17 protein-coding genes are annotated in these 20,661 nt (G+C 73.9%); 2 read left to right on the top strand and 15 right to left on the bottom strand.

Going from position 1 to position 20,661, the window contains the following annotated elements; all coding sequences use genetic code 11:
- Positions 1-173: 173 nt before the first annotated feature.
- The 8 genes from OG310_RS11965 to OG310_RS11930 form a co-directional block, all read right to left on the bottom strand.
- Entirely contained in the window at positions 174-1,712 is a 1,539-nt protein-coding gene (locus tag OG310_RS11965) for an NADase-type glycan-binding domain-containing protein (protein ID WP_329455863.1), read from the bottom strand.
- Positions 1,709-2,281, bottom strand: coding sequence for a phage tail protein (locus OG310_RS11960; protein WP_329455862.1), 573 nt, complete (start codon positions 2,279-2,281; stop codon positions 1,709-1,711). Before OG310_RS11960 ends, OG310_RS11965 begins: the two co-directional genes overlap by 4 nt.
- Positions 2,278-4,236 carry a putative baseplate assembly protein gene (locus OG310_RS11955; RefSeq protein ID WP_329455861.1) on the bottom strand — a complete coding sequence of 653 codons (1,959 nt, stop codon included), beginning with the start codon at positions 4,234-4,236 and terminating at the stop codon, positions 2,278-2,280. The genes OG310_RS11960 and OG310_RS11955 overlap by 4 nt, the downstream gene beginning before the upstream one ends.
- Positions 4,236-4,682 (bottom strand): GPW/gp25 family protein, encoded by a 447-nt coding sequence (locus tag OG310_RS11950; protein ID WP_329455860.1) that lies wholly within the window; start codon positions 4,680-4,682, stop codon positions 4,236-4,238. The genes OG310_RS11955 and OG310_RS11950 overlap by 1 nt, the downstream gene beginning before the upstream one ends.
- Positions 4,682-6,544, bottom strand: coding sequence for a VgrG-related protein (locus tag OG310_RS11945; protein WP_329455859.1), 1,863 nt, complete (start codon positions 6,542-6,544; stop codon positions 4,682-4,684). Before OG310_RS11945 ends, OG310_RS11950 begins: the two co-directional genes overlap by 1 nt.
- Complete coding sequence (locus tag OG310_RS11940) at positions 6,541-7,296, bottom strand: CIS tube protein (RefSeq protein WP_329455858.1); 756 nt, start codon at positions 7,294-7,296, stop codon at positions 6,541-6,543. The genes OG310_RS11945 and OG310_RS11940 overlap by 4 nt, the downstream gene beginning before the upstream one ends.
- Positions 7,297-7,298: 2 nt before the next feature.
- Positions 7,299-7,736: a phage tail protein gene (locus OG310_RS11935; protein WP_329455857.1), complete on the bottom strand. Its 438-nt coding sequence runs from the start codon at positions 7,734-7,736 to the stop codon at positions 7,299-7,301.
- Positions 7,737-7,816: 80 nt separating this feature from the next.
- Positions 7,817-8,419: a hypothetical protein gene (locus OG310_RS11930; protein WP_329455856.1), complete on the bottom strand. Its 603-nt coding sequence runs from the start codon at positions 8,417-8,419 to the stop codon at positions 7,817-7,819.
- A 2,089-nt stretch (positions 8,420-10,508) separates the two neighbouring features.
- Here OG310_RS11930 and OG310_RS11925 point away from each other — a divergent pair.
- A complete protein-coding gene (locus OG310_RS11925; RefSeq protein ID WP_329455855.1) occupies positions 10,509-10,880 on the top strand; it encodes a hypothetical protein in 372 nt (123 codons plus the stop codon).
- Positions 10,881-11,319: 439 nt separating this feature from the next.
- On the opposite strand, the gene OG310_RS11920 is transcribed toward OG310_RS11925, so the two are convergent.
- The 4 genes from OG310_RS11920 to OG310_RS11905 all read right to left on the bottom strand — a co-directional run bounded on the left by OG310_RS11920 (position 11,320) and on the right by OG310_RS11905 (position 14,087).
- Positions 11,320-11,478, bottom strand: coding sequence for a DUF6760 family protein (locus tag OG310_RS11920; RefSeq protein ID WP_329455854.1), 159 nt, complete (start codon positions 11,476-11,478; stop codon positions 11,320-11,322).
- Positions 11,475-11,966 (bottom strand): hypothetical protein, encoded by a 492-nt coding sequence (locus OG310_RS11915; protein WP_329455853.1) that lies wholly within the window; start codon positions 11,964-11,966, stop codon positions 11,475-11,477. Before OG310_RS11915 ends, OG310_RS11920 begins: the two co-directional genes overlap by 4 nt.
- Positions 11,966-12,409: a phage tail protein gene (locus tag OG310_RS11910; protein ID WP_329455852.1), complete on the bottom strand. Its 444-nt coding sequence runs from the start codon at positions 12,407-12,409 to the stop codon at positions 11,966-11,968. Before OG310_RS11910 ends, OG310_RS11915 begins: the two co-directional genes overlap by 1 nt.
- An 82-nt stretch (positions 12,410-12,491) precedes the next feature.
- Positions 12,492-14,087, bottom strand: a complete 1,596-nt coding sequence (locus OG310_RS11905) for a phage tail sheath subtilisin-like domain-containing protein (RefSeq protein WP_329455851.1) — start codon at positions 14,085-14,087, stop codon at positions 12,492-12,494.
- 557 nt (positions 14,088-14,644) lie between these two features.
- Here OG310_RS11905 and OG310_RS11900 point away from each other — a divergent pair.
- Positions 14,645-16,060 (top strand): RICIN domain-containing protein, encoded by a 1,416-nt coding sequence (locus tag OG310_RS11900; RefSeq protein ID WP_329455850.1) that lies wholly within the window; start codon positions 14,645-14,647, stop codon positions 16,058-16,060.
- 146 nt (positions 16,061-16,206) lie between these two features.
- Here the strand turns inward: OG310_RS11900 and OG310_RS11895 are convergent, their stop codons facing one another.
- Genes OG310_RS11895 through OG310_RS11885 form a run of 3 tightly spaced genes read right to left on the bottom strand, consistent with a single transcriptional unit; the run spans position 16,207 to position 19,822 of the window.
- Positions 16,207-18,474 (bottom strand): ATP-binding protein, encoded by a 2,268-nt coding sequence (locus OG310_RS11895; RefSeq protein WP_329455849.1) that lies wholly within the window; start codon positions 18,472-18,474, stop codon positions 16,207-16,209.
- Complete coding sequence (locus OG310_RS11890) at positions 18,471-19,163, bottom strand: DUF4255 domain-containing protein (RefSeq protein ID WP_329455848.1); 693 nt, start codon at positions 19,161-19,163, stop codon at positions 18,471-18,473. The genes OG310_RS11895 and OG310_RS11890 overlap by 4 nt, the downstream gene beginning before the upstream one ends.
- The gene (locus OG310_RS11885) at positions 19,160-19,822 is read right to left on the bottom strand and encodes a helix-turn-helix transcriptional regulator (protein WP_329455847.1); all 663 of its coding nucleotides are present in this window, start codon (positions 19,820-19,822) and stop codon (positions 19,160-19,162) included. Before OG310_RS11885 ends, OG310_RS11890 begins: the two co-directional genes overlap by 4 nt.
- Positions 19,823-20,661: the final 839 nt, after the last annotated feature.

The following is a 20,661-nucleotide window of genomic DNA, read 5'->3' as shown; positions in this document are numbered from 1 at the left end:
TTGCCGGGGCGGTCCGGCGGCGCCGTGCCCGCCGGGCGGAGGCCGCGCCGGCGGTCCGGCGGCGCCGTGCCCGCCGGGCGGAGGCCGCACACCGTGCTGTTCTCGGTACGCGTGCCGCCTCGCGCCGCGGGGGCGGGCCGCCGCGGCGCGAGGGGCGTTCCTGGGGCGGCTCCTCAGGAAGCGCCGTCCTGGGAGGCGCCGAAGAACTCGATCTCGGCGATGGCGACTTGCTTCTTCCCGTCGGTGTTGTACGCGGTCTCCAGGGTGAAGCGCACCGACGTGACGTCGTGGAAGCGGAAGTCGCGCGACTGGAAGCCGCTGGACGGGTCGAGGAGGAGTTCCTTGGTGCTGACCTTGCCGTCGTCGGTGGTGATGGTGGCCTCGACGCGGTGCGGGAGCGCCGACTTGGAGAGCGTGTCGGCGTGGGTGGACTCGCCGGGGGTGATGCCGACGTCGAGCAGCGTCACCGGCTCCTGGAAGTGGGCCTCCAGCCATTGCCCCTGTCCGGACCCCGAGTAGCCGGGCCCCCACCAGGTGTTGCTGACCTTGTCGAACGCCAGGCCGGGGCCTTGGTGCTCGTAGGAGTGCGACGCCTTGTACGAGTCGGGCGCGACGGCGACCCGTTTCGAGAAGTGGTCGCGTACCGCGTCGATGCCCTCGCCGGCGTGGAAGAGGCCCGTCACGACCAGGGCGATCGCCGCGGCCCCCGCCACCCACCGCAGGATGCGGCCGAGTTGGCGGCGCAGGCGCGGGCGGTCACCTGCCCAGGGCTCCTCCCGGTTGCGGTAGTCGACCATCCGCCGCCACCAGGAGCGCCGTGCCGCGTTCTCCGGTCCCGCGCCCATGGACATGGCGCACCGGGAGCAGAAGTGGCGTTCGGGCGGGTTGGGGGTGGCGCACCAGGGACAGGCGATGCCTCCCTGGAAGGGCTGCTCTCCCACGGTGCGGACCTGGGGCCGTGCGGGCTCGGGCCGCCCCGGCAGGACGGGGGCCACGCTCGGCGGCAGGTCCTGCGGTGCCCGCGGATCGGCCAGCGGTACGAGCAGCGCCCTGGCCCGTTCGGTGTCGATGCCCGGGTCCTGTACGGGCGGGCGGCCACCGGCCGCGGCAGCGGTGGCGGGCGGTTCCTGCGCCGGCAGTGCCGCGCCCGCGCCGCCCGGCCACACGGCGGGCGTGGCGGTCTCCAGCGTGTCGTCGTTCATGGCGTGGCCACCGCTGTGCGTGCCGTGGGCGGAGGGACCCGCCCACGGGGCGGAGGCGGCCGGCGCGGCGCCCGGCGGGGGTCCGAAACCGCCCGCGCCCGGCGGGGGTCCGAAACCGTCCGCGCGTGGCGGGTACCCGTACCCGCTGCCGGCCGGGGGTGCCCCGTATCCGCCGCCGGCCGGCGACGCGTTCCACGGGTCGGCCGGGCCCGAAGGCGCCGCCGGTGCGGACGCCGCGGTCCGGCCGTGGAGCGGCTGCTCGGGCGGCAGGTGGCCGGCCGGCCCCTGTTCGGGGGGCAGTTGACCCGGTGCGCCCGGTGCGCCCTGCGCGACGGGGGTCCGTTCGGGCGCCGGCCGGGCGGAGGGCGCGGGCGCGGGCGTGCCGGGGCTCCAGCGCAGCACCGCGTTGCAGCTGTCGCAGAACGCCTGCGCCGGGTCCTGGTGCGTCCCGCACTGGTCGCAGACCACCATCCGCTGCTCTCCCCTCGGGTCGCCGGATGCCTGACTCATGTCTGGTGGGTCCTTTCCACGGCGGTCACCTGGACCGTGTAGGGCATGTGAGCGGGGCGGGCGGCTGCCACCAGGTTGTCGAGCCGGTATTCGTCCGCGTCCGTCGGTGCGGGCAGGCGGAGGACCACGTGCAGGCGGGGGCGGTGTTCGCCGGGAACCGGGCCGAGGGGCCGGGCGTTCCAGGCGGCACCGCCGCTCTCGGTGATCTCGGGCTCGACGCCGAAGGCGAGCCGTACCGCCTCGGAGAGGCCCGCACGCGTGCCGCGGATGCGGTGCAGCCGGGCGGCGGCGGCGACCGCCGCGCGCAGCCGTGCCTCCCCCTCGGCGGTGTCGTCCTGGATGCCGTCGGTCTCGGCGCCGACCCACCAGCCGAGCCAGCGGGCGAAGTCGGCGGGGGCCAGGGAGGGGAGGAAATACGCGTCCATGCAGTCGAGGACGTTGAGGAAGGGGGCCAGCACCTCGTCCAGTCCGGCGACGAAGCGCTGCAGCACGTCGTCGTCGGCGAAGGCGGCGGGCAGCATGGTGCCGAGCGGGACGGAGGAGCCCAGGCCGTCGATCGAACCTCTCACGAGGACCCTCCGCTCACCCGTACGCGGTGGTCGTAGGAGAAGACCAGGGACGGCGCTTCGAGGTCGATGCGCTCGGTCCGCTCCCCGCGCTTGCCGGTCAGCGGGTCGGCCGGGTAGAGCAGCACCTCGTCCACCAGCTCGACCCCGGGCACGCGCTGGAGCACCGCGAAGATCTCGCCCGACTGGACGGGCCGGCCGAAGGGCCAGCCGGTGCCGTCGGCTCCGCCGGTGAGCGGGTCCAGGTGGCGGTAGAGCGCGTCGTACGCGTCCTGCCTGACCCGGTCGGCGTCGACGCCCCGGAAGGCGTGCAGGGTGGTGACGACGGTGACGCCCTGGTAGTACGGCGGGCCCACCGCGAGGCGGGTGCCGATCAGGCGCCGCTCGTCGAGGTAGCCGCTGATCCGCCGCAGCAGGTCGTCGGCGGGTACGAGCTGTTCGAAGCGCAGCCGGCCGCCCGGGTCGGGGACGGCGCGGGGCACGACGAGGACGCGCACGGCGTACGCGCCGTGCTTCTCCTCCTCGCCTTCGAGGCAGGTGATGCGGGCGGTCTCGGGGGCCGCGTGCCGGGCGAGTTCGGCGTAGTCGCGCAGGGTGACGGCGCGGTCCTGGGCGCGCAGGGTGAGGGGCGCGCGGGCCTTCGCCTCCGTGACCGTCTCGCCGTCCACACCTCCGTGGGCGGCTTCGCGGTTGACGACCTCGGCGACGTAGGGAACGGAGTCGCGCAGGGTGCGGACGGCGCCGCGGGCGACGTTGCCGGCGCGGCCGCCGCCGGTGCGGTAGCGGCGGGCCCGGATGACGGCGCCCTTGGCCGGTACGGCCCCGTACTGGCGCAGCGTGCCGTCCCGTTCCCGTACGGCGGGGCCGAAGGCGATCTCACCGGTCGCGGCGTCGAGGGTGAGGTGGCGGTCGTCCGTCCGGGAGGCCGCGAAGTGCTGGACGACCGACCAGTCCTGCCAGCCGTCGTGGTCGGCGACCTGGAGGTGCACCGGCGGGATGTCGCCGACGACGGGGGCGTGGGTGAGCCGGAGCCGCTGCCCCGGCAGCCCGTTGGACTCGCCCAGGGCCTCGTCGTAGACCGTCTCGGCGTGCACGACGGGGACCGTTCCGCCCATGGTGAAGGCCTCGGCAGAGCGCACGGTGGGAGAGGTGGTGTAGAAGGGCTGGTTCGGCGCGGGTTCGGTCACCCGGCAGCGCAGCCAGCCCGCCTCGTGCCGGCCGCTGCGGGAGAGGATGTGCCCGGCGGGTACGTGCAGCACCACGTCGCCCGGGCGGTTCAGACCGCCGGTGCCGTCCTCCTCGATCTCGCACGCCGCCCAGCCGTCGGCGGTCCACGCCTCCCACACCAGCGGGGGCTGCCGGGGGTCCACGCCGACGCCGTCGACCCGGCTGTCGAGCCGCAGCGCGACGGCGCAGTGCGGGACGGCGGCGCTGAGTCCGAGGAGCATGCAGTCACCGACGCCGGGGGCCTCGGCGAAGCACAGGACGTCCCGCGCCTCGGCGAGGTCGGTGCTCCTGTCGAGTACGGCCTGGCCGCCGTTCTGCACCGCGAGGTGCCGCAACTCACTGGAGATGATGGACAGTTCCCGTTCGGTGCAGAAGACGACGGCTTCCTCGCCCTCCGCGCGCACGGTCGCGGTCTCCGTGCCGAGGGGGACCACGACGGGGTCCTCCTGCGGGGCCGACAGCCAGAACGTCACGTCGGTGCGCGCGGCGGACGGCGGGAAGAGGGTGATCCCGACGAGGTCGAGGAAGGCCAGGTGGTTCTTCTCGGGGACCCGGTTGAGCCGGTAGACGATCTGGTCGGCCAGGTGGGCGACGGTCTCCACGAGGGTGATGCCGGGGTCGGACACGTTGTGGTCGGTCCACTCCGGGGCGCGCCGCTGGATGTAGCGCTTGGCGTCGTCGACGAACTGCTGGAAGCGCCGGTCGTCGAGATTCGGGGAGGGCAGTGCCATCAGCGGTCGCTTTCGGTGGCCGGGCCGTCGTCGGACGGCGGCTCGGGATCGTCGTGTGAGGGGATGACGTAGAACGGGAAGACCAGGCTGCGCGGGTTGTTGGTGCCGCGGATCGCGTAGCGCACGTCGATGAACAGCACCCCCTGGGTGTCGTCGCCGGGGGTCACCTCCACCTCGTGCACCTCGATGCGCGGCTCCCAGCGGTCCAGGCTGGTGAAGACCTCGTGCTGGATGCGGCCCACGGTCGTCTCGTTGACGGGCGCGAAGACCATGTCGTGGATGGCGCAGCCGAACTCCGGGCGCATGGGCCGCTCGCCCGGTGCGGTGGCCAGCACCAGGTGCATGGCCTCCTCGACCTCCCGCTCCCCGCTGACCAGCGCGATGCCTCCGGTGGGACCGATGCGCAGCGGGAAGGACCAGCCGGAGCCGACGAATTGCTCGGGCATCAGATCACCGGCTCCCCGTTGGCCGTGACGAGGCCCAGCATCGCGATCTTGGCGCCGGTCATCTGCATGTTGAGCGCCTGGATGTTCGCGTCGAGGGCGGCGGAGATGCTCAGGGCCCCCTTCGCATCGATCGCCATCACACCCGAGTTGATGGCGAGGGCACCGACCGAATCGAGGGTCATGGCGCCGCCCGCGCTCAGCTTCAGCGAACCGCCCGCCTTCAGGGTCAGGTTGAGGCCGGCCTCGACGGACACGGACCGGCTTCCCTTGATGGAGACGCTGCCCTTGCTGTCCACGGTGATCTCGGTCTTCGTACGGTCCAGGTTGATGACGAGCCGGTCGTTTCCGGTGCTCAGCCGCACACCGCGCTTGCGCAGGCCGGTCTGCTGGCTGAGCAGGTCGACACGGTTGAACTCCCGGTCGGCCAGGGTGTGGCGGCTCGCCTTGCCGCTGAGCTTGTCGTGCAGCGGCACATCGCCGGGCCGGGGCCGGTCCTTGCCGTTGTAGAGCCCGCCGAGGACGAAGGGATGGTCGAGGGAGCCGCGGTCGAACGCCACGAGCACCTCGTCGTTGACGTCCAGCGGGATGATGCTGCCGCCGCTGACCCCGCCGAGCTGCACGGTACGGGTCCAGTCGCTGACGTAACTGTCGTCCAGCCAGGGGAACGTGAGCTTCACCCGGCCGAGCCGCTGGGGGTCCTTCACGTCCGTGACCACCGCGTTCGCCACGCTCGGCAGACGAGGTGCCGCCGCCGCGCCGCCGGAGGCGAGCCCGTACAGGGAGCGCCACTGCCTGCCGCTGACGGTGACCCGGGTGCGGTAGGGCCGGCCGTTCTCGAAGGTGTGCCGGACGCCCGTCACGGTGTACTTGCCCTCGAAGGGCTCGCCGACGTCTTCGAGGAGCACCGCGACGTCGGGGCGCAGCCTGGGGTTGCCGTGCACGGTGACCTCCAGCTCCGCGAAGGCCGACGTCACGTCGTCGGCCAGGGACTCCGCCGCCCGCTTGACCTGTGCCTGCTGGTCGTACGGCGTGCTCGTCTCCACCAGATCGCCGGACGGGAACTTCCGGGCCATCTCGCCCGGTTCCGCGCCGATGTCGAGAGCCGGGTTGGTGAGGGTCTTCGTCTTGGACGTGAGGGCCCGCTTGGCCCCGACGTCCCAGCCGCGCGCCTCGACCTCGGGTACCTGGTCGGTGGAGGTGACGGCGGCCCGGCAGCGCAGCACGTCGCGCCCGGCCTGGAGCACGAACGCGCTCTTGTCCGTGTCGGTGCCCTCCGGGGGAGCCCCGGAGGCCCGCTCGCGGCTGACGAACTGGAACCTGCCCTCGGAGTCGAGGTACATCACCTTCTCGTTCTCGTCGGCGAGCCGCGCGAGGAAGTCCCAGTCGGTGACGTTGTCCTGGGTGATGAAGTCGTAGTCGGGCCGGGTCGGTTCGATCCTGCCGAGCGGGATCCCGCTCTGCGGCACCAGCTTCCGCGCGATCGCGGCAGCCGTCATCTTGGTGTACCCGGCGACCCGGCGCCGGCGCAGCAGGCGGTGCCCGAGGTCGTAGCCCCGCACGACGGTGAAGGTGCCGGTGCCGTCGTAGTCCGCCTCAAGTCCGGTGACCTCACCGGTCAGCAGCGGGTCCTGCGCGCCCTTGCCGTCGGCCACCGCGGCCAGCTCGATCTTCGTGCCGATCCTGATGCCCGCGAGGCCCAGCACCTCCCGCCGGGCCTTGTCGCGGAAGGCGAGTTCGAACGCGCCGGGCACCCCGGCCCCGAGGTCGACCCAGGCACTCACGAGCTTGTCGGCGACCGTGGCGGGCAGCTTGCCGCCGCCGACCCTGACGTCGATGACGCTGGAGAAGGCAAGCAGAGTCATGGGGCGGTGACCTCCTCGACCGCGGGCAGGATGAGCTCGGTGCCGGGACTGAGCCGCGCCGGGTCGTCGATCTCGTTGGTCTCGGCGATCGCCCGCCACACGGTGGCGTCCCCGTACTCCCGCCAGGCGAGCGACTGCAGCGAATCGCCCGCGACGACCCGGTGCACACGGCGCGCGGTCAGCGCGCCGGAGGTGGGGTTCTGTCCCAGGGTCTTGCCCGGGATCTCGTGCAGCCGCAGCTGGCAGGTGGCGCGGATCGGCATCCCCGAAGTGCCGAAGAGGGTGTACGTGGTGTCCACCGACTCGACGTACGCGGTGAACCTGGCCGTCCGGAACGAACCCCACTGGAAGATCACCCAGGGCGTGGACGGCTGCTTCGCCGCGATGCTCATGGAGGTCACCTCGCAGCAGGAGAACAGCGACTCGACCATCTTCATCACGTCATTGCTGTCCGGGTCGTCGGAGCGGTCGAGGAAGACCGCCACGGACAGTTCGAGCGGCTCGGGCCCCATGAACTCGGGCAGCGCGCCGTCGCGCACCATGGCCGTCGGGGTGGACTGCCACTGGGCGCGCCGGGTCAGGGAGAGCTGGGAGGGGTTGAACTCGAAGCCGAACGACTTGATCAGCGCGCCCGGCGTGGTGCTGTGCCCGAGCGGCGGTTCGTGGATCGCGAGCGTGGCGTGCACCAGGCTCCCGATGACCTCGGAGAACTTGTTGCCCGCCTTGTCGAAGGCGCCTTCCTTGCCTGCCATCGCTACTCCCCCCCTACGTCCGTGAATCCGTGGTGCGCGATCTCCAGGACCTCCGTGGCGACCGACGGGTTGGCCGGATCGAGCGTCGGGCCCTGCCAGCGCACGGGGACCACGTCCATCAGGCCCCAGCGGACGACGACCGAGCCGTCGGCACGCAGCGCCGCGATCTCGGCGGTGGGCCGGGAGACCCCGGTGGTGACGGAGGAGATCCAGGCGGCCACGTTCGCCGTGCCGGCCGTCAGGGGACGGGTCAGCCGGATCGTGGAGAACGTGACGCGGGTGGGCAGCTGCCAGACGAACCCGTTGTTGCCGCCCTCCTGGTAGTGCTCCATCTCGACCTCGGAAGCCAGGCCCTCGCAGCCGTTGAAGTACCCCAGGTCCTCGCCGTCGATGGTCAGGGTGAAGAAGATCGAGGATCCCGGGTCGAGATCGCTGGGCATTGGATCGGCCTTTCGTCTGCAGTCTGTGACTTCCCCGGGGAGGCGGGCTCCCGGATCACCGGCTCCGGGCCCGGTGTCGGTCAGCGGCGCGCGTCACGCAGCTTCCCGACGCGCTCCCGGTCGAGGCGCAACTCGGTTCTCAGCAGCCGGGTCAGCGGGCCGAACAACCGGTGGACGAGTTCGTCGAGTTGGCGCTCTGAGAGTTTCTTCGCCTCGAACCCCAGAAGTCGCGCCATTCGGCTGCTCAACCGCGAAGCGAGTTCATCCAGTTGACGTTCCGTCAGTCCGTTGGCGCTGAACTCCGCGGTGGAGCGGGAGGTCCCGGGGGACCTGCCGGCCGTGCTCGGCGCCGGGGCGCGGACCGGCGCGGCGGCGCGCCGCTGGATCTGCGGGACGGGTGCGACGGCCGCCGGGCGGGCGGGCCGGGGCCCCGGCCCGGCGGACGGGCCGGGAGCCGCGAGGACCTTGGCGAGCGCCGGTCCGCGCGCCGGAGCGGAGGCGGGCGCCGTGCTCCGCTGCACCGGCATCGCCGGCGCGGGGGCGTACGCCGGGAGGCGTACGGGCGAACCCGTCGGCCCCGGGGAAGCCCCGGCCGGGACGGTCCGGGCGGTGGGCCCGGGACGGCCGGACGGCAGGCCGAAGGACCCGGGACCGGCCGCCGCGCGCTGTACGGGCAGCGCCACGCGCCCACCGGGTACGGAACCCCCGGCGGGTGCGGGTGCGGCGGTGACGGTCCGGCCCGGCAACCCGGGAGCGGGGGAGACGGGCGGGGACAGGGGCAGCGCCGGACGGGACGTCGTCCCGACCCGGGTGGACGGAACGGGGGTGTACGGAACGGGCGTGTGCGAGGCGCCGGCCGGTGGGCGTGGAGGCGTGAGTGCCGTGGCCGACGCCGCAGAGGCGGCGGGCCCGAGCGGCCTGGGCCCGGCCGGGGCCGGTGCGAGCCCGGAAGCCGGGGACGCCGCGAGACGCTGCACGATGCCCGCCGCGCCGCCCTGACCGCTCGCGGCGGGCCGGCCACCGCGCGGCGGCGGGGCGGCGGGACCGCCGGGGAGCCCGAGGGCGACCGGCCGGGGCGGTCCGCCACGGCCCACCGGCCCGGCAGGAGATACGGGAGCGGTGGTTCGCGGCAGCGCGGGTCCGCTCACGGTGGGGGCGGAGCCGGATCGCGGCGCCGCACGGCGCTGCACCGTCGGGCCGGCAGAGCCCGAGCGGCCCCCGGGTGCGGGCGCCGACGCTGTCCCGGCTCCCGTCGGGCCGGTGGGCCGGACGGCGTTGGGCGGGCCGGCGTTGGGCGGGATGGTGCCGGCCGGGATCGCGGTGGGCCGGACGGCGGCTGCCGCCGGGACGGGAGCGGCCGTCCCGGCCCCCGCTCCCCCGCGCGCCGCAGGGGCGGGGCCGCCGGCGCCCGGGCGGCCTGGCGCGGCAGGGCGTGGCGGACCGCCGACGCCGGAAGGCGCCGCGAGGACAGGGGCCGCGGGGCGGCGCAACGGTACCGCCGTGGTCGCGGGGCGCCGCTGCAGGGCAGTGGTGCCGGGGGCGGGCGCCGGCACCGGCGGCAGGGCGGACACCAACGGACGGGCCGAAGTCAGAGCGAGAGAGCGGTGGTTGGACGCGCCACCGGAGTCAGGACGCCGTTCCCTCGTGGCGGTGGCGTCCTCGGTACCTGCCGCGGTGGCGCCCTCCGGTGTGCCGGGCACCGAGGCCGGGAGCCGTGAACCGGCCGCCGGGGCAGGTCCGTTGCCGGCCGGGGCGCGTACGGGGGATGCCGTACCGGGAGCTGTGGGCCGCCCGGATGACGCGGCGGCGCGCCGCACGGGGACGACGGGCATCGCGGGGGAGCGGGGAGCCCCGGCGGGCCCGGTCCCGGCGGACGCCCGGACGCGCTGTACGGGCACGACGGCTGCCACGGGCAGCACGGTCGTACGCGACGCGGGTGCCGTGTGCGCGGCGGTGGCGGCCGGATCGTCCCTGCCGTCGAACCGCACCGGCGCGGACGGCATGGCGCGGGCGCCGCTGTCTCCGGCCGCCGGGGCGGCCGGCCGCGCGGCCCCGCCGGAAGTCGTCGCCGGGGGCAGGACGCCGGTCGAGCGCGGGTCGGTAGCCGCCTCCGCTCGCGGTGCCGCGGGGGTGAGGGGCGCTGTCGGCAGGGATCTCGCGGTGCCGGACGCCGCGCCGTCCCGCGCCGGTTCTGACAGGGGGCGTCCCGAGGAAGGGAGCGCCGAGGCCGAGGGGGCGCGGTTGCCCGGGGTCACGGGGCGCGGCGACGGCTCCGGCCGCATCGGCGCACGCTGGACCGGGGCCGGGGCGGCCGCGGGGCCGTCGCCGGCCAGCGCGGCGGTGGAACGCGGGGGAGCGAGGGAAGTGGGGGAGGGCGGGGACGCCTGCCCGGCCGCGCCACGGGCGGGGTCGGAGCCGGGAGACGCCGGGTGCGACGTGGCGCGGCGCCCGGCCGAGGTCCCGGGCCCCTGGGGCCTGGCGGGCCCCGTGGCCGGGGGCGGAGCGGACAGCGGGGCGCCGAGCAGCGGGCGCGCTCGACGCGCGCCCGGGCCGCCTGCGGCTTGCCCGCCCGATGCCGAACCGGCCGACGCCGAAGGGGCCGACGGTGATCCGCTCGCCGTCGAACCGCGCGAGCCCGAAGGGGCCGACGGCGATCCGCTCGGTGCCTGACCGGTCTTCGCCTGTCCGCTCGACGGCTGCCCGGCAGATACCGGTCCGGCAGTTGTCGGTCCTGCCGATGCCGGTCCTGCCGAAGCCGGTCCGCCCGCCGGTGTGCCGAGTCCGGGCCGTACGGGTCCGACGGCGGGGCGCCGCTGGATCGCGGTCGGCGCGGTGGGCGGCGGCGGGGACATGTCCTGGCGCGGCGGCGCGGAGGGTGCGGGCGCGGATGCGGCGGAGACCGACGGGGCGTCCGGCGTCGGGTCCGTGTTCACGGCCTGCCCCGGCTCGGAGCGTGCGGCCATCGGGGCGGGCGGGGAGGACGCACGTGACGAGCCGCCGGCACGCGTGGACGCCGTCACCGTCGGCAGGGCGCGTCGCTGCACCGGGGGCGACGTCGTCAGGGTGACGGGCCGGGCGGCACGCGGGGGCACCGGCGAGACCCGGGGCCCCGCGGTCCGGCCCGCGAGCGGCGGGGCTCCCTGAGGGGCGGTGTCCGGGACCGCGCGGGCCAACGGCGCGGCAGCGGGGCCGGGTTCCGGGACGGCGGCTGCTCCCGCGACCGGCAGGGTCAGCGAGGGCATGCCGAGTTCCGGCCCGGGCGACGAGGCCGCCAGGACCGGGAGCGGGCCCTTGACCAGGCCGCCGGGAGCACCGTCGAGGACGGCGTGCGAGAGGGCCCCGACGAAGGAGGGGTTCTGCCAGGTGGTGAGCGACACGCCGAACCCGGCGTCGGTGACGGCTCCGGTTCCCCGGGTGAGGGAACTTCGCAGCGGCGGCAGGCTCGACCAGCCCGCCGCTCCCGGGCCCGTGGGGTGCGCGGGCTGCGGACGGTCCGCGGGTGCCTCCGCCGCGGGAGGCGGCGCACCGTCCGGTCCGCCGCGGCCCGCGTCCGGCCGTCCGCGCAGCCTGTCGAGGAACCCCATCACCCCTCCGTCGCCGCGCGGCTGACGAGAGAGGCGATCTCCTGGGCGTAACGCCGCCGGTCGCGGTGTTCGAGGTCCAGGATGTCCTCCAGGCTCCAGTGGAAGTGGTAAGCGATGTACGCGATCTCTTCGTGGACACGGTCGGTCGCGTACGTCACGATTCCCCCAGGCGGCTCCCGCCGAGCTCCACCTCGAAGGGCTGCTCGCAGTGCGGGCAGGTCACCCCGGCCCTGGTGTGTCCTTCGGCGTTGACCTGCCGGTAGAAGTCCTGCAGGAAGGCGAGGTCGGAGGCGAACATGTTCTCCACGACCCCGTCGTGCACCTGCCCGAGCGTGCCCAGCCGGGTGATGACCCGGCCGAGCAGCACGACCGACAGGTAGGCCGGGTTCTCCTGCACGCGCAGGTCGCGCAGCGGGACCAGTTCGTCCCGCGCGGTGGCCAGGCGCATGGTGCCCGTGCGGTGCACCGTGCCCGCGTCGTCGACGTATCCGCGCGGCAGTTCGAAGTCGAACTCCGTTCGCAGCGACTGCCGTTCGGGCACCTGCTCGGCGACCGGGGCGCTCGCCGGGGGAGTGGGCTCGGACTCCTCGGGCTCGGCGCCCGCGGGTGCGGGCGCCGCCGAGGAGCGGGCAGCCGTACGGCGCATTACTCGATGACCAGTTCTTCGAAGGTGATGGTGACGGTCTCGGTGAGCGCCGACGCCTCACCGGCCTTGACCGTGCTGGCCTCGACCTTGCTGCACCAGGCGTTGCGCATGTTGTAGCGCTTGACCGGGGCGTTCGTGTAGTCCATGTGCATGATCGTGGCGTTCTTGCGGGCCGTCGCCATCTGGCCGGCGATCGACTCGTTGATCCACTGGTTGAACGCCGCGGACTGGGTCATGCCGCGCACGACGGTGCACGTGCCGGCCTTCTTCACGCCCGGCAGCTTCTTCGTCACGGGCACGCCCTGGGCGGAGACCTGCTGGTACTCGATGACGTCCTGTTCGAGGCTCAGGCCGCTGACCTCCTGGAGGTACTCGACCATGACGCCGTCGATCTGGAGGCCGAAATTGTGTGAGGTGAGGGAATCACCGGGCTGAAGACTCATGAGCCGCTGTCTGTCCTTCTACTACTGACGACGTACCTGGGGAAGGTGGGGACGGGGTGGCCCGGCGTGGGCCGGCGCGCCGCTACTCCTCCAACTCGCCGCTGCCACTGGAGAACTGGGCCAGCCGGAAGATCACGAACTCGGCGGGCTTGACGGGCGCGATACCGATCTCGCAGATGACCCGGCCGAGGTCGACCGACTCCGGCGGGTTGCTCTCCGCGTCGCACTTGACGTAGAAGGCATCCTCGGGACGCGAGCCGAACAGGGCGCCGTTGCGCCACTCGTTGACCAGGAACGCCGATACGTTGCGCCGGATACGGGCCCACAGCGCCTCGTCGTTCGGCTCGAACACCACCCACTGGGTGCCGATCAGGATCGACTCCTCCAGGTAGTTGAAGTACCGGCGGATGTTGATGTAGCGCCAGGCCGGGTCGGAGGAGAGGGTGCGGGCTCCCCAGACGCGGATACCGCGGCCGGGGAAGGCGCGGATGCAGTTCACGCCGATGGGGTTGAGCAGGTCCTGCTCGCCGCGGGTGATCTGGTTCTCCAGGTCGACGACGCCGCGCACGACCTCGTTGGCGGGCGCCTTGTGCACCCCGCGCTCGAAGTCGTTGCGCGCCCAGATACCGGAGACGTGGCCGCTCGGCGGGACCATGCGGGCCTGCCCGGTGGCCGGGTCGAAGACCTTGATCCACGGGTAGTAGACGGCCGCGTACTTCGAGTCGTAACCCGCGGTGTCCTGGCGCCAGACCCGGACGTCACGGGCGTTGAGCCCGGGCGGCGGGTCGATCACGGCGACCCGGTCGCCCATCAGTTCGCAGTGCGCGATCAGTCCGAGCTGGACGGCCTTGACCGCCTCCAGGTCGATCGCGCCGCGCTGGTAGGCGGCCATCAGGTCGGGGACGGCGACCATCGCGATCTCGTCGACCGCTTCCAGGCCGCCGAAACCGGTGCGGTCGGAGGAGTCGCCGAGGTACTCGGCCGGGCCGGGGTGGCCGGCGTTCACGCTCTCGACGGGGAGAGCGGCGGGGGCCTGGGTGGGGCGGGCGAGCGCCACCGTCTGGTTGTCCGGACGGGCGAGCTGCGCGGCGGGCACCGCTTCCTGCACGCTGATCAGCGTGGAGCGTTCCTTGACCTGCGTGACGACGTAGTTGCGGCCGCTCTTCTTGGCGCTCACGTCGAAGGTCTCGACGGGCTTCTCGCCGTCCTTGACGACCAGCCGGAACCGTTCGGCGGGCCCTTCGCCCTCCGCGTCACTCACCTCGACGCTGAGCGCGCCGCCACCGCTGCCGGCCGCGAGGGCGCGGACCGTGAACGTGCCCAGCGCGGCGGGGGCGCCCGGGTTCAGCGCGGCCGGGGCCGCGGAGCCCGGCACCGCGGCGGGGGCGCCGGCGTTCGGGCCGTCCCCTTCGGCCGCGCCGCCGACCCGCACGACATACGCGGCCGAGCCGCCGTTGTTGAAGAAGCCGTAGACGGAATGGGCCAGGTAGTAGCCGTCGGTGAACTCCCCGAAGGCGGCGACGTACTGGGACCAGTTGGTCACCAGGGTCGGCTTGTTGAGCGGACCGGTGGGTGCGAGGCCCACGAACGCCGCCACGGAGGTGCCGACACCTTCGATCGGGCGGGAGCCGCTGGCGACTTCCTCGACGTAGACACCCGGCGACAGGTAGGACGGCATACTCTGCTCTCCTCGGGGGTATGACTGGTCAACAGCTACAACACTGGCGCCGCGCGTAGATCGCCGTAAGGGCCTTCAGTGCCGCTTAGGGGGCATGGCCGATGCCCCAACGGGACGCCGCCGTGCCCCGGGGGCGTCGCGGCGCCGGGCGACGGGCCGCGCCCGCCGCGATACCCGTGACGACGCCCCGGGTTCGGGAGCCGCCGGGCGGCCCGAGCGGCCCCGCCCGAGGACCGGACGCCCGCCGTCGATGCCCTGCGGGCCCCTGGAAGTGCCCGATCGGTCCATGTCCCCGTGGCAGGGCAGGATCGAGCCGTGGGCGCGCATGTCCGACGCCGCGACAGGGTAGGGCTCGTACCCGCTGACGAAATGCGGCCCGGGCGCGAGGAGGAGCGGGACGAGCAGGGCACGGGGACAGCCCCGGGCCCGGTCCCGGCGGCATCCCGGGCAGGCCGGTGCGCGAGGCGCCCGGAAGGACAGCGCTGCTGCTCTTTCGGCCGCCCCATCCTGCCCCGTGGCCTGCGACACCGCGGTGGCGCTCACCGTAGCGTCGGCACATGAGTCCCTGGACCTCCCTGGAACCCCCTTCGACGACCGTGGACCCGGGCGGTTCGACCCGCGTGCGGCTGCGGGTGCGCAACACCGGTGACGTCGTCGACGAGTACCGGTTCGTACCCGTCGGTGACCTCTCCCCGTGGACGACCGTCGAGCCGCAGTCCATCCGGCTGTACCCGGGGACGACCGGGACCGTGGAGCTGGCCTTCGCCCCGCCCCGCACCCCGGACGCCGCGGCGGGACCGCACCCGTACGGCGTGCAGATCATCCCGTCGGAGTACCCGGAGGCCACCACGGTCTCCGAGGGCAACGTGACCGTCACCCCGTTCACCGAGGTACGGGCCGAACTCGTGCCCCAGACGGTGAAGGGCCGCTTCCGCGGGCGCCCCCGGCTCGCCGTCGACAACCTCGGCAACGTCAAACTCACCGCCTCCGTGGGCGGCAGCGACAACGGCGACCAGCTCGCGTACGACATCCACCCCGCCAACGTCCAGATCGCGCCGGGCCGGGCCGCGTTCATCAAGAGCACGCTGAAGCCGCGGCAGATCATCTGGGCGGGGCAGAAGCAGTCCCGCCCGTACACGCTCTCCGTGCAGCGTTCCGGCGCGGAGCCGCTGCCGGTGCAGGGCACGTACGTCCAGCCCGGGCTGCTGCCCCGCTGGCTCGGGGTGCTGCTCTCGATGCTGATCGCGCTCGCCGTGGCCTTCGTGATGATCTGGATCGCCTACAAGCCCGCGGTGGCCAGCCAGGCCACGGAGCGCAATGACACGCCCGTCACGTCCCTGACGCCGCCGCCTCCGTCCCAGGCCCCGGCGCCCCAGCCGTCGCAGACCGAGACCGCCCAGAACACCCCGCCGCCGCAGCCGTCGACGAGTGCGGGCGCGGGTGGCGGCGGGGGAGCCAAGAAGTCCCCCGCGCCGCACCCCTTCAAAGACGTCATGCTCAGGAACGGCACGACCGAGAAGTGCGCGGGCCCCGCCTTCGCGACGGGATCGGCGGGCAGCACCTACGGCCAGTACACCTGCAACACCGATACCAAGGCCAACCAGGTGTGGGATTTCGACACGGTGGCCAAGGGCAAGGGGCCCGACGGCCGGGACCTCTACCAGCTCCGCGACAAGTCGACCGGCTTCTGCATGGACCTGTCGGGGACGGGCGCCGCACCGCTCAGTGCGAAGCCGCAGGACAGCGCCTGCACCCAGACGATGAACGACAACCAGCTCTGGTGGCTGGAGAAGCGGCCGAACAGCGGCGGCCTCTACTGGATCCACAACTACGCCAGCAACAATCTGTGCCTGGACGTCTACGGCAACGCGTCGGACGGGTCCGACCGCGCGGAGGGCGGCGCGCTGACGCTCTTCCACTGCACCGACACCGACGACCAGGGATGGCTTCTCGCCAAGCCCGACAAGAGCTGATTTCGGCGGGCGGCGGCCCCGGCCGGCTCCGGTGACGGGGTCCGGCCGGGGCCGCCCGCGCGCTCCGGGCCGCACCGGGACCGATCAGACGGACCCCGGCTACGATCCGGCGGGTCCTCGTTCACGGGGGCCCGCCGGTCCGCGTTTCACCAGCCCACGTCGCCGGGGACCAGGCGGCCCGCCTTGCGGTACTCCCGGCGGGCACCCGTCAGCAGGTCGGCCGTGGTGACCGTCTCGCCACGGCCCACGGCCGCGTAGGCGGCGGTCACCACCGCGCTGCGGATCGAACCGCCCGCCAGCTCGAAGTCCCGGGCGCAGACGCCCGGATCGACGTCGTCCGCGCAGGGCACATGAGTCAGGCTGTGGTGCCACAGGGCGAGCCGCTGACCGGCGTCCGGGAACGGGAAGTCGACCACCAGGTCGAGGCGTCGGGTGAAGGCGTCGTCGATGTTCGCCCGCAGGTTGGTGGTGAGCAGGGCGATGCCGTCGAACGCCTCAAGACGCTGGAGCAGGTACGCGCTCTCCATGTTGGCGTAGCGGTCGTGGGAGTCCTTGACCTCGGAGCGCTTGCCGAACACGGCGTCGGCCTCGTCGAAGAGCAGCACCGAGTCCGCGCGGTCGGCCTCCGTGAAGATGCGCTCCAGGTTCTTCTCCGTCTCGCCGACGTACTTGTCGACCACGGAGGAGAGCTGGACGACGTACAGGTCGAGGCCCAGGTCGGCGGCGACCACCTCGGCCGACAGCGTCTTGCCCGTACCGGAGTCCCCGGCGAACAGCGCCAGCACCCCACGGCCGCGCCCGCCGCCGGCGCTGAGCCGCCAGTCACCGAGGACCCGGCTGCGGTACCGGGCGCGCAGGGCAAGTTCCCGCAGGTGCCCCAGCGGTCCCGCCGGCAGGACGAGGTCGTCCCAGCCGACGTCGGGCCGGATACGGCGGGCGTGCCGTTCCAGCCCTGACGCGGACTGCTGCCGGGCGGCGAGCCGCAGGTGCGCGGCGGTCAGCGCGGTGCCGTCGAGGGCGGCGAGCTCCAGCGCCGAGCGGGCGGCGCGGGCGATGCCGTCACCGCCGAGGCGGTAGGGGGCGACGGTCGTGGCCAGGTCGAACCCCGGATCCTCGCCCGCGTCGAGACCGAGCGCGGCCGACCACGTGCCCACCGCGCCCGACGGCAGCCGGGGCACGTCCAGCACCAGGGGATCGCTCTCGCACCACTGCGGGTCGTACGGGCCCCGCCCGGTGAACAGGACCGGCACGTCGGACACCGTCAGCGCCCTGATCAGCGGGCCCGGCCGCTCGGGCAGCGGACTGGCCACGACGGAGCAGCCCAGCAGCCGCGCCTCGCGCAGCAGTTCCACGACCGGGCCGTGGCCCTCGGTGCTGCTCCGCCCGCCCCCGCCGGGGTCACCGTCCGGGCCTCCGGTGCGCGCGCCCCCGCCCAAGGGGGTGAAGTGCAGCGCGTCGCGGCCGGCGGCACGCAGCGCGGAGGCCGCATACAACAGGCCGTCGCCGTCGCGTTGTTCGCGCAGGTAGACCGTGAGCGGGGCGGCGGCGAGGAGCTTCGCGAGCCGGTGCGCCGACGTGCCGCCGTCCTTCGCGTAGGGGTCCTCGGCGAGGTCCGGCAGCGCCCGGATGTGCCCGGTGAGTGCGGCGTCCGGGGTGTCGTCGCCGAGCAGATGGGCGGCGACCCGGTCCGGGACGCGCAACGAGCGGCTGAGGAAGGGGCGTTCGCTGTCCTCCACGAGCAGCAGGCCGGACGCGGAAAGTGGCGCCGTGGGGTGGAAGAGGTCACGCGCGCCGGCCTGGGCCGCGGGCAGGCCGCACACGTCCAGTGCCAGCCCGATGGTGGCCCGCCGGCGGCTGACGTCGTCGTTCAGGTACCCGTACAGCGGCTCGAAGCCCCGGTCGAGGTCGGGGGCGAGCGCGATGAGCAGCACGGTGGCGTCCACCGCGGTGAGCCCGAGGCGGCGGCTGAGCCGGTGCAGCCGGTCGTGCGCCGGGTGGGCGCCCGCCGGGTCCCCGAAAGACGCCGGGTCCGCCGGGTCCAGGGCGTCGGTGAGGTCTGCCGGGGCCGCCGGGGCCGTCGGGCCTCCGGCGTCGGGCCCGGTGTCCCCGCCGTCGGCCGGGCCCCGGGCGCCGTCCGGTTCGCCGTGCCCGGCCCGCTCAGGACCGGCGGCCCGCCGCACATGATGGCGTACGGCCTCGACGGAGAGGTACAGGCCCCGCAGGGGGTCGGCCGCGGTGGGGTCCTCGGCGCTGCGGCGCTCGACCAGGTCGGCGACCCGCTCGCGCAGCCCGGCGAGCCGGGCGAGCAGCGGGCCCTCAGGGATGCCCTCAGGTATGCCGGCGGGGATTCCGGCAGGGATGTCCGCGGGGGCGCCGGTGGGCGGGCCGCCGGGGTCGGGAGTGCCGTGCGTCATCGGGGAGGTGCTCCGAACCGGGTCGTCGTGGCCGAGCCGCGGGCGGCTTCCGGCTCCTGCTCCGCGCCGGAGAGATGGCGCGGCAGATGCGCCCGCTCGCCGTCCTCCAGGGGCCCGTCGATCTCCCGTGCGCGCACCACCGCGCCCTCGGTGACCGGCGGTCCCGCGTCGTAATCGGGGTAGGCCGGGAACGGCACCGTGACCACGAGGTCGAGCGACGGCTTGAGCGCGCCGCCGAGCGCGGTCCAGATCTCGGCCAGCGAGCGCGTCTCGGCCTGGATCCCGGAAACGGCGACGGGCACACTGAGGCCGAGCGCCGCGAGCGCGTCGGGAAGGCGTTCGGGCGCGACGAGTTCGTGCGGCAGCAGGGTGGCCAACGCCGCCGAGAGCAGGCGGTGTTCGTCCTCGGGGAGCTTGGTCCAGGCGGTGACGAGGTACGACAGCCGAAACCAGCGCGGCGGACGGCGCCGGCGCACGACGATGCCGCGCTCGTCCCGCACGTCCATCGACCCGCGCTCGCGCCGTTTGACGTCCTCCCGGATGTCGAACAGGTAGATGTTGAAGGCGGGCGCGTTGCGCCGGGCCGCCCAGTCGCGGGTCGGGGCCTCGAAGGAGACCTCGACGTCGGCGCCCGCCAGGGCGCCACCTTTCAGCAACCCCTTGAGCAGGGCGTCCACTTCGTGGATCACGAGATGTACCCCTCGCGCAGGGCGTAGGCCACGGCGTGCGTGCGGTTGCGGAGTGCCAGGCGAGTGGTCAGTCCTTGCATGATGTTCTTGACAGTCCGTTCGGAGTACGACAGTTTCCCGGCTATTTCCCCGGTGCCCAGACCTTCGGCGACCAGCCGCAGGACGTCGGTCTCCCGGGGCGTCAGGCCGGACGGCTGGACGCCGGACGTGCCGACGGCGCTGGTCCGCAGCGTGCCGACCTGGCTGATGAGGCGGCCGAGCAGGTCGGACGGCAGGTCGCCCTCGCCGCGATGGGCCGCGAGCACCGCCCGGAACAGCCGCTGCGCGGTGGCCTCGTGCCGCCAGACGATGGCCCCCACCCCGCACTCGAAGACGTCGAGCAGTTCCGCCTCGCGCAGCAGGCTCACGACCAGGACGGTGTGCAGGCCCTCGTTGCGTACGAGGCGGCGCAGCCACGCCAGCACGGTGGGGTCGAGCGACTCGGCGAGCAGCACGGCCACGCCGTGCCCCTGGGCGTCGACCTTGTCGACGAGGTCCACCACGGGGTGCTGGCGCAGTTGACTGATCGTCCCTTCCCGGGAGATCGGATCGGGCGCGTGGACGACGACAGGAATCCGCTGGCCGGATTCCGGCGCGGTCGACTGAAAAGAGGCGTGCAATTTCCCTCCCCTGCCGAGCGAGATCGTCCGCCGGTACGCCATGAGGATTCGACGGCCTCATATGCTCCGCGATTCCGAGATCGCTCGGATATTGCCCCAATTACTGCTCAACTGGACGACTTCTCATGGGGTGATCGGCGACGGGAATTCACGGCAGGCGTCCTCTCCCCTGGGCGCCGCACGAACTTCCCGTGGTGATCTCCGCTGGGGGATCGGCCGGGGGGCCGCGCTCCGGCCGGTGGGCGTGCCTCTCGTGCGGCCGGCTGTGCCACTGGCCCAGGAGCCGCGCCCCGGGGCCGGGTACGAGGACGGATCTCGACGCGCCAGGTGGGCGCGGAGGCAGGGCAGGGCTCGGGGCGTGTGTGCTGCTGCCAATGGAGACGGTGTCGATGGCGGCCAACCCTCCCGCCTGAGGCGTTCCCGGGTGCGTCGAGACGGGACGGCGACCGAAGCGGACCGGGGCACTCCGTAAATTGCCTCATTGCTCCGCAAGTCGCGTGTAAATTACACCGGTTGACGGTAGCACAGGAGTACGGAAGGCCTTTCGTGGTCGGGACGCGTCGGCGCGCCGTGGCGGAGGGCGCGGACGCGGTTCGGGACCGCAAGCGCGCGGGTTGCGTAACGGGGGCAAACCATGCAAACCGGCGGTCGGCTCTGCCCTGGTGGGTCTCGGCCCGCGTGCGGTCCTCGCGGCGGGGCCACGCGCGTCGGGGCCGCTCCCGCGGGCCTCGGCCTGCGCCGGAGTGCGGCGGACGGGGTCCCGGTGGCGGCGAGGACGGTGGGTGCCGGTCGTGGCGGCGACGGTACGATCGGTCAGGGCGAGGCCCGTGCGCGCCCAT

It is taken from the genome of Streptomyces sp. NBC_01497 (assembly GCF_036250695.1).
Lineage (GTDB): Bacteria > Actinomycetota > Actinomycetes > Streptomycetales > Streptomycetaceae > Streptomyces.
This window is presented reverse-complemented; position numbering and strand designations above follow the sequence as displayed.